Source organism: Kineococcus radiotolerans SRS30216 = ATCC BAA-149 (genome assembly GCF_000017305.1).
Taxonomy (GTDB): Bacteria; Actinomycetota; Actinomycetes; order Actinomycetales; family Kineococcaceae; genus Kineococcus; species Kineococcus radiotolerans.
The window spans coordinates 499,229-514,253 of the sequence record NC_009664.2; the positions used below are offsets into that span (position 1 = coordinate 499,229).

Annotated in this window: 21 protein-coding genes, 1 tRNA gene and 1 pseudogene; 11 read left to right on the forward strand and 12 right to left on the reverse strand. The window is 69.4% G+C overall.

Going from position 1 to position 15,025, the window contains the following annotated elements:
• The first annotated feature begins 6 nt into the window (after window positions 1–6).
• The 9 genes and pseudogenes from KRAD_RS02520 to KRAD_RS27795 form a co-directional block, all read left to right on the forward strand.
• On the forward strand, window positions 7–771 hold the full coding sequence (locus KRAD_RS02520; RefSeq protein WP_011981671.1) for a hypothetical protein: 765 nt from the start codon (window positions 7–9) through the stop codon (window positions 769–771).
• Window positions 772–784: 13 nt separating this feature from the next.
• On the forward strand, window positions 785–2,056 hold the full coding sequence (locus KRAD_RS02525; protein WP_011981672.1) for a fibronectin type III domain-containing protein: 1,272 nt from the start codon (window positions 785–787) through the stop codon (window positions 2,054–2,056).
• Complete coding sequence (locus KRAD_RS02535; protein WP_011981673.1) at window positions 2,053–3,120, forward strand: hypothetical protein; 1,068 nt, start codon at window positions 2,053–2,055, stop codon at window positions 3,118–3,120. Before KRAD_RS02525 ends, KRAD_RS02535 begins: the two co-directional genes overlap by 4 nt.
• 71 nt (window positions 3,121–3,191) lie before the next feature.
• Window positions 3,192–3,596, forward strand: a complete 405-nt coding sequence (locus tag KRAD_RS02540; protein WP_041291853.1) for a hypothetical protein — start codon at window positions 3,192–3,194, stop codon at window positions 3,594–3,596.
• Window positions 3,593–3,826: a DUF7620 family protein gene (locus tag KRAD_RS27790; protein ID WP_041291854.1), complete on the forward strand. Its 234-nt coding sequence runs from the start codon at window positions 3,593–3,595 to the stop codon at window positions 3,824–3,826. Before KRAD_RS02540 ends, KRAD_RS27790 begins: the two co-directional genes overlap by 4 nt.
• Complete coding sequence (locus KRAD_RS25840) at window positions 3,823–4,263, forward strand: putative phage holin (protein ID WP_011981675.1); 441 nt, start codon at window positions 3,823–3,825, stop codon at window positions 4,261–4,263. The genes KRAD_RS27790 and KRAD_RS25840 overlap by 4 nt, the downstream gene beginning before the upstream one ends.
• Window positions 4,263–4,994, forward strand: a complete 732-nt coding sequence (locus tag KRAD_RS02555) for a M15 family metallopeptidase (protein WP_011981676.1) — start codon at window positions 4,263–4,265, stop codon at window positions 4,992–4,994. Before KRAD_RS25840 ends, KRAD_RS02555 begins: the two co-directional genes overlap by 1 nt.
• A 2-nt stretch (window positions 4,995–4,996) precedes the next feature.
• Complete coding sequence (locus KRAD_RS02560; protein ID WP_011981677.1) at window positions 4,997–5,224, forward strand: hypothetical protein; 228 nt, start codon at window positions 4,997–4,999, stop codon at window positions 5,222–5,224.
• A pseudogene (locus KRAD_RS27795) lies at window positions 5,205–5,759 on the forward strand (sigma-70 family RNA polymerase sigma factor); the annotation flags it as partial. The gene KRAD_RS02560 and the pseudogene KRAD_RS27795, both read left to right, overlap by 20 nt.
• 288 nt (window positions 5,760–6,047) lie before the next feature.
• On the opposite strand, the gene KRAD_RS26810 reads toward KRAD_RS27795, so the two are convergent.
• The 12 genes from KRAD_RS26810 to KRAD_RS02620 all read right to left on the reverse strand — a co-directional run bounded on the left by KRAD_RS26810 (window position 6,048) and on the right by KRAD_RS02620 (window position 12,827).
• The gene (locus tag KRAD_RS26810; protein ID WP_011981679.1) at window positions 6,048–6,905 is read right to left on the reverse strand and encodes a TolB family protein; all 858 of its coding nucleotides are present in this window, start codon (window positions 6,903–6,905) and stop codon (window positions 6,048–6,050) included.
• A 307-nt stretch (window positions 6,906–7,212) separates the two neighbouring features.
• A complete protein-coding gene (locus tag KRAD_RS25845; protein ID WP_011981680.1) occupies window positions 7,213–7,833 on the reverse strand; it encodes a hypothetical protein in 621 nt (206 codons plus the stop codon).
• 180 nt (window positions 7,834–8,013) lie between these two features.
• Entirely contained in the window at window positions 8,014–8,292 is a 279-nt protein-coding gene (locus KRAD_RS02570; RefSeq protein WP_011981681.1) for a hypothetical protein, read from the reverse strand.
• A 6-nt stretch (window positions 8,293–8,298) separates the two neighbouring features.
• Entirely contained in the window at window positions 8,299–8,526 is a 228-nt protein-coding gene (locus tag KRAD_RS02575) for a hypothetical protein (RefSeq protein ID WP_011981682.1), read from the reverse strand.
• 17 nt (window positions 8,527–8,543) lie between these two features.
• Complete coding sequence (locus tag KRAD_RS23875; protein WP_011981683.1) at window positions 8,544–9,389, reverse strand: DUF4352 domain-containing protein; 846 nt, start codon at window positions 9,387–9,389, stop codon at window positions 8,544–8,546.
• Between the two features lie 149 nt (window positions 9,390–9,538).
• Window positions 9,539–10,747 carry a tyrosine-type recombinase/integrase gene (locus KRAD_RS02585; protein ID WP_011981684.1) on the reverse strand — a complete coding sequence of 403 codons (1,209 nt, stop codon included), beginning with the start codon at window positions 10,745–10,747 and terminating at the stop codon, window positions 9,539–9,541.
• Window positions 10,744–10,974 (reverse strand): hypothetical protein, encoded by a 231-nt coding sequence (locus KRAD_RS02590; RefSeq protein WP_041291857.1) that lies wholly within the window; start codon window positions 10,972–10,974, stop codon window positions 10,744–10,746. Before KRAD_RS02590 ends, KRAD_RS02585 begins: the two co-directional genes overlap by 4 nt.
• Before the next feature lie 250 nt (window positions 10,975–11,224).
• Complete coding sequence (locus KRAD_RS02600) at window positions 11,225–11,482, reverse strand: hypothetical protein (RefSeq protein WP_011981686.1); 258 nt, start codon at window positions 11,480–11,482, stop codon at window positions 11,225–11,227.
• On the reverse strand, window positions 11,479–11,964 hold the full coding sequence (locus KRAD_RS02605) for a DUF6221 family protein (protein WP_011981687.1): 486 nt from the start codon (window positions 11,962–11,964) through the stop codon (window positions 11,479–11,481). The genes KRAD_RS02600 and KRAD_RS02605 overlap by 4 nt, the downstream gene beginning before the upstream one ends.
• Entirely contained in the window at window positions 11,961–12,284 is a 324-nt protein-coding gene (locus KRAD_RS02610; protein ID WP_011981688.1) for a hypothetical protein, read from the reverse strand. The genes KRAD_RS02605 and KRAD_RS02610 overlap by 4 nt, the downstream gene beginning before the upstream one ends.
• On the reverse strand, window positions 12,281–12,598 hold the full coding sequence (locus KRAD_RS02615; protein WP_011981689.1) for a hypothetical protein: 318 nt from the start codon (window positions 12,596–12,598) through the stop codon (window positions 12,281–12,283). The genes KRAD_RS02610 and KRAD_RS02615 overlap by 4 nt, the downstream gene beginning before the upstream one ends.
• Window positions 12,599–12,742: 144 nt before the next feature.
• Window positions 12,743–12,827, reverse strand: a tRNA-Leu gene (locus tag KRAD_RS02620).
• Window positions 12,828–12,980: 153 nt separating this feature from the next.
• Here KRAD_RS02620 and KRAD_RS02625 point away from each other — a divergent pair.
• Both KRAD_RS02625 and KRAD_RS02630 read left to right on the forward strand, forming a co-directional pair.
• A complete protein-coding gene (locus tag KRAD_RS02625; protein ID WP_203417479.1) occupies window positions 12,981–14,000 on the forward strand; it encodes an AAA family ATPase in 1,020 nt (339 codons plus the stop codon).
• Window positions 13,997–15,016 carry a DUF58 domain-containing protein gene (locus tag KRAD_RS02630; protein WP_011981691.1) on the forward strand — a complete coding sequence of 340 codons (1,020 nt, stop codon included), beginning with the start codon at window positions 13,997–13,999 and terminating at the stop codon, window positions 15,014–15,016. Before KRAD_RS02625 ends, KRAD_RS02630 begins: the two co-directional genes overlap by 4 nt.
• Window positions 15,017–15,025 lie beyond the last annotated feature (9 nt).

The window sequence follows — 15,025 nt, forward strand, 5'->3', positions numbered from 1 at the left end:
CTACCCATGGCCTTCCCCAACGAGCTGTCCGTCGCCCGCCTACGCGCCAACTGGCTGAAGTTCAACGGCGACCCATCGCCAGCCATCCTGTCCATCTCTGCCCGCTACTTCACCGGCATCGGCGACACGCTCATCACCGATGCGCCCGTCGAGGTGCGCCTGCAGAACGGCCGCCTGGACATCCCCGTCCCCGTCGGGGACGACCCAGACCTCAGTCGCCCCCTGCAGCTGGACATCGTCGCCCGCATCAACGGCTCCCCCCGGCCGAAGACGTGGACCGTAACCGTCACCAACGACGACGTCGAGACCATCACTGAGAACGGCCAGCAGCTGAGGATCGTGAACCTCAACAAGCTGCTCGAGGTCGATGGCCTGCCGATCATCACTCTCGGCTTCGTGCGCACCGTCACCGTCGGTTCGACGGCCTACAAGCCCGACGCCCGCGGCAACGTCATCCTTCCCGCCTTTCTGAATCAGGCTGCGCTGGCTGACGCCCTCCAGGGATACGCCAAGACCACGGACCTGCAGTCACACCCCACCAGGGACCAGGTCGACGACAGCATCGACGCGGCGCTCACGGAGTACACCAAGACCGCCGCCCTCCAGCGGCTGATCCGCAACGAGATTGCGCAGATGGTCGTTGCTGGGCCCGGCATCCAGGTCGCCTACGACCCCCAGGCCGGCCTGCTCATCATCACCAACACCGGTGGCGGGTCCACCCCCGAGGCACCTGCCGGATCCCTCCAGTCGACCTTCACTTCCACCCTTTGAGGAGCCCGAAACCATGGTCAACTCCTTCACCCCCACCACCGCCGTCACCCGCCCTACGCAGGCACAGGCTGACGCTAAGGAACAGATCCACGTCCAGCTTCACCAGCAGATCGTCGACGCCCTCGCGGAACTACGGGCAGCCCTCCAGACGACAATTTCTGAGGCAAACGCAGACCTGTTGAGCAAGGCCGGGACCACGGCAGCCACGACCACCTCGGCGGGGCTGATGGCAGCCGCGGACAAGTCCAAGCTAAACGGGGTGGCGACCGGCGCGACCGCGAATGCCTCCGACACGCAGCTGCGCGACCGATCGACCCACACCGGCAGTCAGCCCATCGACACCGTTGCCGACCTGCAGTCGACCCTCGACGGCAAGCTCGCCACGACCGACATCGAGCCTGTCACCGGCCTGTCGATGCGCGTGCAGAACCTCAACGTGGTGGCCGGCGCGGGGCAGGCGACGGCCACCTGGGAGGCGCCGGCATCGACGGTCGGTATTCAGGGGTACGAGGTCCGATACCGCACCATCGTCGGCTCCACCCTTGGCGCGTGGGTCTCGTTCGCCTTCGTTGCCCCGTCCGTCCTGTCCTGTACGGTTACTGGCCTGACCAACTCGCAGGGATACCAGATCGACGTCATCCCGGTCTACGCCCTGACGGCAACTCCGACGACGCCGGCCCTCTACGCCGACCTCTTCTCCGGCACGTCCACCTGGTCTGCCGCCAGTCCGCGCACAGCCAGCGACGGAAGCACTGCACGACCCTGGGTCGTCTACACCACTTCGGCCACGGCCTGGAGTTCTGCTCTGTACGACGGCGGCGTCCGTGGCGCTGCTGGCAACCAGCCCGTGGCGCACCTGCTGGACATTGGCGCGCCGTCGGCGGCGAAGCGTCTGCGCTGGGTATGGAAGGCCCTGCTGGCAGATACCACCAAGCGCCGCACGGGCTGCCTTTTCCGAGCCGTGAGCAGTGACGCCGCCAACTTCTTCCAGGTGCACTGTGACGGGGGCGTCTGGGTGGTACGCAAGGTGGTCGCCGGGGCAGCCACGATCCTGGCTACTTCCAGTATCACGGGGGCCGCGGGAGATGCCGTGGAGGTCGTGCCCGGAACCGCGACCGACGCCGCTTCGGTCAAGGTGAACGGCACCGTTATCTGGAGCGGCGTGGACGCTGATCTCGCCTCCAACCAGTACGCCGGGTTCCGTCTCCAGGCACAGGCCTCGGGTCAGACGTACAGCCAGGACCAGACGACGGCCGTCGACAGCTTCCAGGTCTTCACCGCATGACCGGCTACGCGCTCCTTAAGAACAGCCGCGGCGGCATCCTGGAAGGAACCCTCGTCAAGATCGCGAGGTCCGCCGGAACGGCCCCGCCACCCGATCCGGTCGACCCGGTCGACCCGACCACGCCGGTCGACCCAACATACCCGCCCGACGTCGCCCCGAACGAACTGTCCACAGGTCCCGTCTCGAGCAAGCTGCGCTGGGCGCCCCCGACGCTGGTGAACCCGGTGACCTGGAACATCACCTCCGCAGCCACGTCGTCGCGCACGTTCGCGAACGATCAAGACGTGATCATCAACACTCCTGTTCCAATCACCTGGAAGAACGGGGTGACGATCAAGGGCGGCAGGAACATCATCTGGCGCGGCGGGGACATCCGCCTCAACAGCCCTGCCTATACCGGAGATGCAGGGTCCGACGCGGCAAAGCTCAACCGCGGGGTCTACATCGTCGGTAACACCGGCACGGCCGGCTTGGCGACACCGCGCCACATCTTTATCGAGGGATTGAAGATTAGCGGTGTGGAGGTGTGGGAGGGCGTCAATGTCGACATGATGAACGACACTCGCGCCACGGTGACAATTCAGAACTACTACTGCCAGCGGGTCAACTGGCGTGTACCGCCTGGCGGCGGCACGCATGACGGCGGCGACGTGCTGCAGGTGTGGCGCGGTCCGTGGCGCCTGCGGGTGGACCGACTCAGTGCGCCGGAATGCACCTACCAATCCCTGTTCCTGCAGCCAGTCAAGTTCTACCCGGGCAGCTACGTTCCGCTGGACCTGTACCAGTTCCGCAACATGGACTTCCACGGGGTCGACGGATCGACCTACAGTCCTCCCAGTCCGAAGAGCACGGCGCAGCTGATCAATGTGACCAACCCGGACGTTCTCGGCAAGGATCGCCGCACCTGCTACAACGTCTACATCAACCCGGGGCCCGGCCGCAGCTACGCCCAGGCCGTCGGCGGCACTTGGGTGGGCCTGCAGCAGGGTCCACCCCCTGCCCCGTTCGTGGATCCCTCCAAGGTCGGCATCGGGTACGTCTCGCCCGGTTACGAGAATCCTTAAGGCCAGGAGCGCGCTTCGCCACGGATGGCACAGTCACCCCGCCCCACCAGAACCACCCGAAAGGGGTGGCTGTGCCCTACGAGACCGCCCAACCGGAAGAGGTCGCTGGCCTCGCCCAATTCCTCGGCTTCGACCCTTCGCCCCTCGGCCTCTTCGGCTTTGCCCTGGCCTTCCTTTACGCCATGCTCCGAGGTCACGTTCAGCCCCGAAGCTCGGTTGAACGCATGCTGGCCGTGAAGGACGCTGAGATCGCCAGCCGCGACGCCGAACTGGAGAGGGCCCGTCTGACCATCGTCGCCCTCGAGGCCCGCGGCGACATCCAAGACGAGGCTGTCCGCAAGTTCATGGCGCAGCAGGCCTCGACGCAGCACCTCATCGAGGAGTTCCACCTCAGCCTCATGCGCGCATCCGGAACCCCCGTCCCGCCCGACTACCCGCACCCCTCCCCCATCGACTCACCTGGTGGTTCGTCATGAGGTTCAAGTTCTGGGACCGCCCGCAGCGTCAGCCCGAACCGGACCATTCGGAGACGGACGCCGCGTTAGACCCCACCTTGGCCGCGGCCCGAAGGCGGCTAGCGGAGGCAGAGGAGCTCAATGATGCGGCAGACGCTCTGATGAAGAGATCTGACCACTCTCTCGCCGTCAACGGCTTCGGAACCATGATCGACCGCCTGTACGGCGAGCACCCCAGGAGGAACCCATGAGCACGAGCATCCGTCGACACCTCGTCATCGGCGGTCTCGCCGTGTCCGCCATCATCGTCGGGGCAACCTTCCTCACCGAGCCGCAGCTGTTCATCGCCAACATGATCGGCGTCAGCATCGCCTTCCTGGGATGCGCTACGTTCGTCGTGCGCTACCACTTCTCGACCAGCGGCGCCTGGTTCGGGTCGGCCACCGGCCGCAACGTCATGCTCCTCATGGCCTGCCTGACCGCCGCGCTCGGGTTCATCCTGACGGTGTACCTCTTCGGGGACTACCCGCTCCGGCGCTCCGTCGGGGCTGCGCTCTACCCCCTCATCGGCTACGCCGCCTGGGCCCGCGTCGTCCTGCAGTCCCGCGCCCAGTCCGCGGTGCGCGCCCCGAAGCCGGACCACCTGCGCCGTCGCCGCGCCAGCGACCGCGACGGGGAGTCGTCCTGATGGCCACGGCCCTCGACCGCGGCTGGCCCATCCGCCAGCTCGCCGCCCACGAGCTCTACCTCGTCTCCAAGCCGGACCCCACCCCCGCCGAACGGGCAGTCGGAGTCCTCACCGTGCCCGGCTTCCCCATCCGCGTGCACCCCGCGGTCGGCCCCCTCTTCCGCGGCCTGGTCGCCGACCTGCAGGTGCTGCGCGCCCGCACCCGCCGGGCCCCGCTGCTTTCCGCGGGCGGGTACAACTTCCGCCCCATCCGCGGTTACGAGGAGCAGTGGGGCCGGACCCGGAACCCGAAGTACCTCTCCAACCACTCCTGGGGCCTGGCCGTCGACCTCAACGCCGGCGCCAACCCGATGGGCTCCCCCGTTCGCTCCGACTTCCCCCGCGACGAGACCTACGCCATCGCCGCGAAGTGGAGCCTGTCCTGGGGACGGGAGTGGTCCCGCCCAGACCCCATGCACTTCGAGGCGCTGCTCAGCCCCGAGCAGGCCCACACCGCCGTCACGCGACTCACTCTGCCCAAGCCCGCACCCCACCAGGAGGACGACTTGACCCCCGAACAGGCCCAGCAGCTCGCCGACATCCACAAGGTGCTCATCGGTGAGGACAGCGTCGCGTCCAAGGTTGAGGGCGAGGGCAACGGACGCCGCATGTCGTGGCGCGAGATGACCGAGTGGACCAACAAGATCGCCACCGACACCCTCGCCGCCGTCCAAAAGCTGCGGGGAGCGTGACCATGAGCGCCCTCGCCCAGCCCAAGTTGTACGTGAAGGCCATCAGCGCCGGCGCCCTCGCCGGGCTCGGTGCTGCCGGCACCGCCCTAGTCGACGGCGTCGTCACCGGCCAGGAATGGGTCGGCATCGCCATCGCCGCCCTCGCCGCGGGGATCACCGTCTACAACATCCCCAACGGCGCCAGCCCCGACCCGACTACCTCGACCCCTGATGAGCCCCCGCACGGCTGACCAGGACGTCACGGCGTTCGTCGAGCGCCACTGGAGCCTCGCCCTCTGGGTCGCCCGCCGCCGCGCCGCGCAGGCCGGTTGGCGCGGCGACCTGGACGAGGTCGAGTCCGATGCCTTCCTCGGCCTTTGGAACGCTGCCCGCGCCTGGCGCGGTGCAGGCAGCTCCGCTGCATGGGTGCGTCGCCACGTCGAGACGACCATCACCGACGGCCTTCGCAGCCGATACGGGCGCGTCGGCTACAACGGCAAGCTCGCCCTCACGATGGCCACCGTCTCCCTCGACGAGCCCATCGGTCACCGACACCGGTCCTGCACGCCTGTGACCCGCGGGGACATCACGCCCGACCCGCACGATCACGTCGGGCACATCATCGCCCGTGTCGACCTTGCCCGAGCCATGGCCGGCCTTACCCACCACCAACGGCTTGCCGTCGCGGCCTACTACTGGGGAGACGCCACCCTCGTTGAGATCGCCGACAAGCTGGGGGTCGGTGAGTCGGCGGTCTCGCAGCTCTTGACCCGGGCACGCCGCGCACTGCACGCCGCGCTCACCGCCCCACCTGCGCCGGGGGCTGCGCCGCGGTGCCCACCGTCCGCAGCGCCGCCTGCGCGCCCCATCGTCACCTGCAGGCACTGCGGCGCGACCTTCCACCCGGCGCGGCGTGACGCCCGCTACTGCTCCAACGCCCACCGGACGGCCGCTCATCGCGCCCGGCAGGCCAACGTACAAGGCCCCCACCTCCGCAGACTGCGGCGGTGGGGGCCGTTCGCCGTTGCTGCTTCCTGGGTTAGGTACGCCGTTGGTGCGCCACCCGTTCCCTGGTTAGCGCAGGGGCTGCCAAGACACGCCACTGGACGGGGTGCCCCCAACGGATTGGTAGATCCGTCCCGTGGTCCGGGCGAGGAAGATGGTGTAGGCGTTCTCGCCGGTGCTGGCGGCGCTGAACGCGAAAGCTGTCCCGTCGGGGGACCAGACGAAGTCGTCGGCGTTGGCGTCGATGAGAGTGTCCTTTGGTGTCCCACCCGTGACGGGCGCATACCAGATGCGCCCGTCACCGCGGTTGTATGCCGGCTCGTCCCCCTCGTACACCTGGTAGGCAATCTTCGTGCCGTCGGGTGAGTACTGCGGGTTGATGGCGCCGACGCGCCAGCGGATGCTCTGGCCGGTTGCAATGGTCTGGATCCAGATGGCGCCTTCGCGGCGATAGGCGACGGACTTTCCGTCGGGCGAGAAGGACGGGTCGCTTTCGACGATGAGGCGGGTGCTGGTCAACTTGCGAACGGTAGCGCCGGTGCCAGCGCTGATGAGGAAGAGGTCTCCGTTGCGGCTGATGGCGATGCTGCGGCTGTCGGGGGTGAAGGCGAGGCCATGGAAGCGGCTGACGCCAGTAGCGACGGTCCGCTTTGCGCAGGTGCGAGTGTTGATGACGATGAGCGCGCCGTTGGGGTCGAGGATCGCGGCCTGCACGCCGTTGGGGGCCCAGGCGGTGCGGTCGGCTTCGATGAAGTTCGGCTCCCACGACCATGACCCCACGCAGGGGATGCCGATGGGTGAGGCATCTTGGACGAAGGAGACGACGCCGTTGCGGGCGGGCGCGGCTTGAGCGGCGGGGACGCCCAGGGCAAGGGCGCTGACCGCGGCAGCTGCGGCGGCGAGAAGTCGGCGGGCGGTGCGCGTCATCACGGTGCTCCCGGTCGTTACGCGTAGTCACCGTCCGTGACTCGCCCGGGCAACCTATCCGGATGACCGCAGAACCGGAAGAGCTGAGGCAACTTCAGTCGCCACCCCGCGACCGCAGCACATCCGCCCAACAGGGGTCAGCCTCACCCCGGAGGTAGGGCGTCGCCCGGCCGCCCCTTCGCCACCAGGTGGCCCATGGCGTCCAAGCATTTAAGCACCGCCTCGAAGACCGATGGGGAAACTTATCTGCTCCAGAACAGGCTGGCTTACCACTCTGTCAAAGATGTAGCGCGCCAACGACGGAGTTCTATGACTCTGGCCCCTTGGTCATCCGTAGCCCAGGGCCTGGCTGACCTTGGAAATTTTCCGGCCGCGCCTTACCCGCTACATCGTCCGGCAGGTTTCTACCTGGCCGAAGGTATTCACCAGCGTGGGGCAACTCCGCAACAAGGTCCGGCATCAACTGCTGCAGTTCAGATAAACGCTCGGCCAACTCATTTGCCACGTGCTCCACGTCTTCAACAGTCATCCACCAAGTGGTCGGCCGACTTTGGCGACCCTTGAACCTGCGCATGCTCTGGCACATGTACTGGTCACGATTATTGGGCGCCCCACCCCACCAACCGTGAAGCACGCGATTCCGCTGGTCCATGGTGTTCTTTGCTACTTGGAGCCAAGAACGTAGACGCTGCCCCGTGTCTGGGGCAAGTGTCCGAGCAACCTTATGGAGACTCTGCACGATGGCGCCGAATTCGTCAGGTGTTGTCGGCATCCGTCGAACGGCAAGCTGGTCAGCCGCCACCGTTGACCACATGACTACAGCAGTCGTGTTTTCCAGTCGGGAGGCCTGCACTGCGACCATGCCGATGGCATGCACCAGATCTGGCGGCATGACAGGAAAAGGGTCGTACAGTTCCGTCTCACTCATAGCAACAATTGTCCTATCGCTTCACGGGCTTGACGTGTTCACTGCATTGGAATCTCTAGCAGCTGTCGACCTGAGTTCGTACTCGATAGAGAGACCAGCACGATATGCAGGGCCACGCAGGCCTCACCGTCAAGGGGTTCCCGCCGACTGAAGATGGAGCGGGTCATGCCCGCCAGTAGATTAGAGACGCCAACCGGGTCTCTCAGGCCGGCGAAGCCGCTCGAACGCATCGGCGGTGTCGCGCTCCGCTTCGGCCACCGTCTGCGCGATCGCCGCGTCGATCTCCTCCTCCGCAACCCGCTTGGCCAGGACGGCCTCATCGAGAGCGGCCAGGACGCAGGGTCGACATAAGGCCATTCCCAGGCCCACCGTGACTGCGGGGACGTCCTCGCTCTCACGCAGGTGGCGGTAGCAGAGCAGATCCATGTCGCGCTTCCGGTCGGGCTGCGATAGCGCCACAGCGGGTCAGGCTTGACGGTCCACGAGCAGCTGCAGCAGACGGTTGGTCTCCTGCTGCTCGGCGATCAGCTTTTCGGTCAGCTTGATCTGCTCATAAGCGCGCATGACGTCCCGCATGTGGCTGGGTGCGTCCTGCACTGACCACTGCCGGTTGACAAAGGCGGGGTCGAGGAGCTTCTGCGCCTTCTCCACGCGCGTCTTGCCATCGCCGTCGTCGTCCTTCTTGCCGAACATGCTGAGACCTCCTTGGGTCAGGCGACGCTGATGATCGCACCGTCGCTGAACAGACCGCCGCCGATCTCCAGGCGGTCGGGGCGGGTGCCGGCCGGCATGTCGAAGTACAACTTCGCCGTGACGGTGTTCCCCGGGTTGATCTCCGTCAGGAAGGCGTTGCCGTCGTCGGCGTACATGCTGGCTTCGCCATCGGCCGCGTACTCGATGTCGCCGATGTAGGCCTTGGCTTGAGAGCTGTTGAATGTGGTCGCCCTGGTGCCCTGGTTGTTGATGTCGACAGTGGCCTCGCAGTACTCGCCCTGCGCGGTGCGGTTGAGGTATTCACTGCCCACTTGGGCGATGCCGCAGTCGAAGGCGGTGACGGTGTAGGCGACGTCGGCGGCAATGACCGCCTGGCCGATACCCGGAGCGACTGGCAGGGGCTCCGCCGTGGCCGTCGGAGCAGGAGCTTCGGAGGTCGTTGTCTCGGCGGGAGCGGGGGCCGGAGCCGCCTGGGTCTCAGTGGGGACGGGGGCCGGGGCGGCGGCAGCTGGCTCCTCGGGGGCGGGCTCCGAAGCCGGGACACTGGCGACTGGCTGCGCCGTAGTCGTGGTGGCGTTGTCGGCGTTGGAAAGGCCGGTGATGATGCCGATCAGCACGAGCGCTTGGAGAGCTGTGGAGATTGCCGAGACGATGATGCCGGCGGTGATGCGTGCGGGGCTGATCTCGCCGCGCTTGGCCTTCCCCCGGGCGACGAGACCCAAGGCAAGGCCGATCGGGGCGCAGATCCCGACGATGAAGCCGATCGCACCGAGGACGACGCTGGCGGTGGCGATCCCCGCGGCCTGCGGCCGTGCAGGGGCCTGCGGTTGGTACGTAGACATGTGCGTCTCCTGTGACGTGATGGGCTGTCACCCAGCGTTTCATAGGGCATCGGCACTTGGTGGCGGAATGGGACAAGTCCTTGAGCCCTTGATCGGCCGGGGCAGGTCACCGGCTTCGGACCGGTAGCGCTCGGCAGCTGCAGGCCACCTCAGCTGCCCGCCGGCAGCTCCCTCATCCGGCCCCCGCCCAGCGCCCGACCGATCGCGTAGGCCGCGGTCCGGTGCATGTCCGACGACAGGTGGCCGTAGGTGTCGACCGTGGTGGTGATCTTCTCGTGGCCCAGGCGCGCCTGGATGACGGGCAGCACGACGCCCTGGGCGATGAGCCAGGACGCGTGGCTGTGCCGGATGTCGTGGGGTGTGGGGCTCTTTCCGATGCCTGAGCGCTTCACGGCGTCGTGCCAGTACTTCTCCCGCCAGTAGTTGGCCCGCCAGGCGTCGCCGCGGCTGGTCGTGACGACCCACTCCTTAGGGCCACGGCCGGCCGTGAGGTCGGCGAGGTAGTCAGCGACCGCGTCGGACAGGGCGATGGAGCGCTTGCCCTTGCGGGACTTCGGCGGGCCGAGCTCCTGGGTGTTGTTGTCGGTGTGCTTCCAAGCCCGCACGACGCGCACGACGGGGTCGCGGCCGGTGAGGTCGACGTCGCCGACCTGCAAGGCCGTGGCCTCCCCGATGCGCATGCCCGTGCCGGCCATCAGCAGCAGCAGCGGCCGGCCGATGGGGTGCATCGCCAGCTCGAGCGCCCGGTACTCATCGGGAGTCAGGAAGACCGGCTCGCGGGTCTTGGCGTCCTGGCGGGGCAGGCGGATCCCCTTGGCGACGTTCGTGGGCAGGTGCACGCCCACGGCGCGCGTGAGGCCGGAGGACAGGAAGGCGTGCCGGTTCTTGATCGTCTTGCCGGACAGGCCGCGGCGCTCCATCTCGTTGACCCAGCCGGTGACGTCGTCCCGACTGAGGACGGCGAGGGGGATGTTGCCGAGGGCGGGCCCGATGCTGATGGCGATCATCTGCAGGTAGTCCCGGCGGGTTCCTTCGGTGACGCCCGTGAGGTGCTCGACGTGGTGCGTCAGCCACGACGCGACCGTCACGCGCGACACCGGTTCTGCGGCCGGGGTCTTCGCGTCGACGAGTTCGACGGCGCGCTGCAGGCCGATGCTGCGGATCAGCTGCCGGAAGTGCTCGGCGTCGGCCCAGGTGTCGAAGACCTTCGGCACCTGCTTCGTGGGCGCCGGCTTCCCCAGCACGACCGGCTTGGACAGGTCGGGCAGGCGCACGCGGACGCGGTAGCTGATGGACCCGTCAGTGTTCTTGCGCTCTTCGATGCGCGGCGGCTCGCGCCGGCCGTCGACGGCGCTCACACAGGCCTCCCTTGGGGAGAAATCAGTCGGGCGGGGATAAGAACGCAGTAGTGCTGATGCACGTCGAGGACGTCACGGAGGCAGATCGAGCAGGCCAGATCCTCGCTATCGAACATGCCCTGATGCTTCGAGCACAGCACTGGGGTGGCGGGGTGCTCGTGCCGGCACATCGACTCCATGGGCTGTCCGGGCTGGTCGCAGAACTGGCAGATCTCGCCGATGCTCACGCGCCGCCACCCATCCCCGGCCCGCGGGTGAGGTCTTCCGGGCGCGGTGCCTGGGCGCCCACCCGGTCGTTCAGCCAGAAGCGCCGGAAGGCGTCTTGGTCCTCGACGTGGAAGTCAGTGACGGTGAGCCCGACCAGGAAGTCGTGGTCGACCCAGGGACCGAGGTCCTCTGGCTCCGGTTCTGGCAGGGAGGTGACGACGTGCGCCAGCTGGTCGCGACTGAGGCCTCGATCGAGAGGAGTGCGGTGAGTCATTCCTGCCCACCCTCAAAGGGCCCGTGGCGCTCGACGTGCTGCTGCAGCGCCTCCTCCCACGTCAGGTGCAGGTTGCGCGGGACCAGCCCGGCACGGACCCGCTCGATGGCCCGGCGGGTGGACGAGCGCGCCAGCTCGGCAGCGCGCTCCGCCTCGTACTCGAGGATCTCCTCGTCGGTCGCGTCGTAGACGACGATGGCGTCGACGATCGAGGACCAGATGGCCAGCTTGCCGTTGGGCTGCACGAGGATCACGTCGCGCTCCAGGTGGGGTCGTAGTCGGGGTGGTCGGAGTAGGCGGCAGCAAGCCACTCGACGGCGTCCTCCATGGCGTTGTCGTAGGGGTACTCCGCGTCTTGGTGGCTAACGCAGGCGTTGAGGATGGCCCGCTTCGCTGCGACGTCCCGAAGTACCCGCGCGGGGGCGTGGCGGGCAATGTGCTCCCGGTCCGCGTCCTCCGCCGAGATGGACGGGTCCTCGTACCCGGACGCGCCGAGCACGGTCTCGCTGACGAGGTGCTCGTGTCCCGGCTCGCCGACCGTGCCGCGACTGGTGATCGAGCCGGTACCCCAGCGGCAGAAGTAGGAGCACCGGTACCAGGTGTCTTGAGTGGCCAGCAGGTTGCCGCTGCTCAGGTAGCCCTCGGGCTCCCACACCCAACGGCCCTGGGTCGCCGCTCGCGCCACCTGCTCGTCTTCGTCCAGCCGCGCCGCCAGGAAGGCGATGAGGTCGCTCATAGAGCGACCTCCCACTGGCCGGCGCGGCGGCGTCGGAGCAGCACGGGCCTGGCGTGGGGGTGACGGCAGCGGTCGCGGGCCGCCTCCTCGGAGGGGAACTGCTGATCAATGCCGGGGACGTCGAGGAAGCGGACGCCCCAGTCCCAGGCCTCGACGCGCGGGACGACGTCATAGCCAGCGGAGGCCAGGGCAGCGAGGACCTTGTCGGCGAACAGGTGGTCGGCGTGGTCGACGAAGACGGGCTGGGTGACCCCCTCGTCGTCGGCGTGCACCTGGGCGATGACGTCGATCAGGCGCGAACGAGCGCTCCCGTCGTTCACGGCTTGACCTCCGCCAGGCGGGCGAGGCGCGCGGCGCATTGGTCGAGGGTCCGGTAGACGGATGGGTCCGACTCGGCCCCGGCCTCGGTGGCGAACACCTCGGCCAGGGCGAGTACGGCCTGGCGCAGCACGGCGTGCCGGTGCAGAGCGGCAAAGACGCGGTCCCCGCGTTCGACGATGTCGGTGCTTTCGTCGTCCTCGGCGGCCTGCAGCGTGTCCCAGACCAGCGCGCGGATGTCGTCCGGCCACCACTGCCGGGCCGTCGCCGTGGCCGCCGAGACCGGGCCGGTGGTGGAAGGGTGCGGTCGATTCATGGACACCAAGTTACCTCCAATTGCCTCTTTTGGGAGGTAACTGGAAGTCCCGGGTGAGTCCTAGCCGTTCTAGGCCCGGCAACGAAGAAGCCCCCGACCTGCATTTCTGCTGGTCAGGGGCTTGTTCGTCGCTGTCTCAACGAGTGTCCGAGGGGGGACTTGAACCCCCACCCACTATACGTGGACTAGCACCTCAAGCTAGCGCGTCTGCCTATTCCGCCACCCGGACGAGTGGTGCCCACCCGGGCCCTGCGGCCCGTGCGAACGAGGAAAACCGTAGCACGCTGGGGGTGGCGATCACGCCACGCGGGCGGTGGGCCGGTCGGGGGACGCGCACCCCCGGAGCCTCCGGTGCGCGTCGCCCGGTGCCGATCACCGAGGGGTGGACCACCCCCTGCCCGAACCCTCCGGTGCGCCCGCGCCCGCTCCCGCCCCGCTGCCCGACCCCACGGCCGCGGCCCGGGCCCTGGTGGACGGCGTCGAGCGCGTCGTGCGCGGTCGCCGGGCGGCGGTGGAGCTGCTCGTCACGGCCGTGCTGGCCCGCGGCCACGTCCTGGTGGAGGACGTGCCCGGCAGCGGGAAGACGACCCTGGCCACCGCGTTCGCCGCGTCCCTGGGCGCGGAGTGCTCCCGGGTGCAGGCGACGGCGGACCTGCTGCCCGCCGACGTCACCGGCTCGGGGGTCTGGGACCCCGCCTCGGGCGGGTTCCGGTTCGTGCCCGGTCCGCTCTTCGCGCCGGTGGTCCTGGTCGACGAGCTGAACCGGACCTCGCCGCGGACGCAGTCGGCGTTCCTGGAGGCCATGGAGGAGCGGAGGGTGACCGTCGACGGCGTCCGGCACCGGCTGCCCGAGCCGTTCGTCGTGGTGGCGACCCAGAACCCCGTGGAGCAGCACGGCACGTACCCGCTGCCGGAGGGGCAGCTCGACCGGTTCGCGGTGCGTCTGGTGCTGGGCCCGCTGACGGCCGACGTCGAGCGCCGGGTGCTGCGCGAGCAACTGGCCGGCAACCGTCCCGAGACGCTGACCCCGGTCCTGGACCTGGCCGGCCTGCTCGCGCTGCAGCGGGCCACGGCGGGCGTCCACGTCGCCGACGCGACCCTGGACCTGGCCGTGGGGTTGACGCGGGCCACCCGCACCGACCCGCGGGTCCGGCTCGGCGCGGGCACCCGCGCGGGCCTGACCCTGGTCCGCTGCGCGCAGGCGCGGGCCCTGCTCGCCGGGCGCGACCACGTCCTGCCGGAGGACGTGCAGGCCCTCGTCGTCCCGGTGCTGGCCCACCGCCTGCTGCTGGCCGAGGAGCACGAACCCCTGGAGGTCGGGGGGGCCGGGTCGCGGACCCTGGCCCAGGAGCGCCTCGCGGCGGGCCTGGTGCCCGGCACCGCCGTCCCGCTGCACCGGTGACCGCCCCCGACCGCGAGGTCCGGCTGGGCGCGGCGCCGCGGGCCCCGCGCCTGCGCCCGGTCCTCACCGCGACCGCCGGCCCGGCGCTGGTGCTGCTGTCCTTCGGCGTCGGCAACCGGTGGCTGACGCTGCTCGGGTGCCTGCTGCTGGGTGCGGTGGGGGTCGCCGCGGCGACCTCGCCGCGGGTCCGGTCCCTGGCCGTGCGCGTCGACGTCCCGGCGCGCACCCGCGCCGGGGACGTGGTCGAGCACGTCGTGCACGTGCGCAACACCGGCTCCCGCGACCTGCCCGCCGCGCTGCTGCGCCTGCGCGGGGACGGGTTCGCGGAGGTCCACTGCGGGCTGCCGGCCGTCGCCGCCGGGGCGGTGGTCTCGGTGCGGGTGCCCCGGCGCGCGGGCCGTCGGGGCCTCAGCGGTGGGCCGGAGGTCGTCGTCGAGGCCTGCGACAGCCTGGGGCTGCTGCTGGTGAGCGGTTCCGGGCGGGTCCCCGCGCCCGTGCACGTCCACCCCGCCCCCGCCCCCGTGCCGGTCCTGCCGGCGCCGCCCGCGAGCGCCGGGGGGCTCGACGTGGCGGGGGTGCGGCCGTTCCGGCGCGGGGACGGGGCGTCCTCGCTGCACCGGCGGGCGAGCGCCCGCCGCGGCGCGGCGGGGCGGGGACCCGGTGGGCCCGGTGCGGGTCTGGTGGTGGTGGAGCGGGAGGCGGAGGCGGCGGGTCCGCTGGTGGTGGTGCTGGGGGCGTCGGGGGTGGAGGACGAGGTGGCGTGGGAGGAGCTGGTGGCCTCGGCGGCGGCGCTGGTGCGCCGCGAACTGGCGTCGGGGGGCGCGGTGCGGGTGGTGGCGGGCGGGGCGAGCGCCGCGGGGCCGGGGGCGCTGGACGTGCTGGCGGCCGTGGGCGCCCCGGAACCGGTGGCCGCGGGCGTGGTCGCGGCGCGCCGCTCCGCGGGCCGCTCGGGGCGGGTGCTGGTGGGTGAGCTCGTCGCGGGCGGTGCCCGGGCCCGCTGGGGGTACGCGTCGTGAGGCGGGCGG

Excerpts from the sequence above, each read along its gene's own strand:
- KRAD_RS02555 (WP_011981676.1), top strand. The coding sequence starts at position 4,263 with ATGGCCACGGCCCTCGACCGCGGCTGGCCCATCCGCCAGCTCGCCGCC.
- KRAD_RS02605 (WP_011981687.1), bottom strand. The coding sequence starts at position 11,964 with ATGAGCGACCTCATCGCCTTCCTGGCGGCGCGGCTGGACGAAGACGAG.
- KRAD_RS25845 (WP_011981680.1), bottom strand. The coding sequence starts at position 7,833 with ATGAGTGAGACGGAACTGTACGACCCTTTTCCTGTCATGCCGCCAGAT.
- KRAD_RS27790 (WP_041291854.1), top strand. The coding sequence starts at position 3,593 with ATGAGGTTCAAGTTCTGGGACCGCCCGCAGCGTCAGCCCGAACCGGAC.
- KRAD_RS02535 (WP_011981673.1), top strand. The coding sequence starts at position 2,053 with ATGACCGGCTACGCGCTCCTTAAGAACAGCCGCGGCGGCATCCTGGAA.
- KRAD_RS02575 (WP_011981682.1), bottom strand. The coding sequence starts at position 8,526 with ATGTTCGGCAAGAAGGACGACGACGGCGATGGCAAGACGCGCGTGGAG.
- KRAD_RS02525 (WP_011981672.1), top strand. The coding sequence starts at position 785 with ATGGTCAACTCCTTCACCCCCACCACCGCCGTCACCCGCCCTACGCAG.
- KRAD_RS02615 (WP_011981689.1), bottom strand. The coding sequence starts at position 12,598 with ATGAATCGACCGCACCCTTCCACCACCGGCCCGGTCTCGGCGGCCACG.
- KRAD_RS23875 (WP_011981683.1), bottom strand. The coding sequence starts at position 9,389 with ATGTCTACGTACCAACCGCAGGCCCCTGCACGGCCGCAGGCCGCGGGG.
- KRAD_RS02520 (WP_011981671.1), top strand. The coding sequence starts at position 7 with ATGGCCTTCCCCAACGAGCTGTCCGTCGCCCGCCTACGCGCCAACTGG.
- KRAD_RS02560 (WP_011981677.1), top strand. The coding sequence starts at position 4,997 with ATGAGCGCCCTCGCCCAGCCCAAGTTGTACGTGAAGGCCATCAGCGCC.
- KRAD_RS25840 (WP_011981675.1), top strand. The coding sequence starts at position 3,823 with ATGAGCACGAGCATCCGTCGACACCTCGTCATCGGCGGTCTCGCCGTG.
- KRAD_RS26810 (WP_011981679.1), bottom strand. The coding sequence starts at position 6,905 with ATGACGCGCACCGCCCGCCGACTTCTCGCCGCCGCAGCTGCCGCGGTC.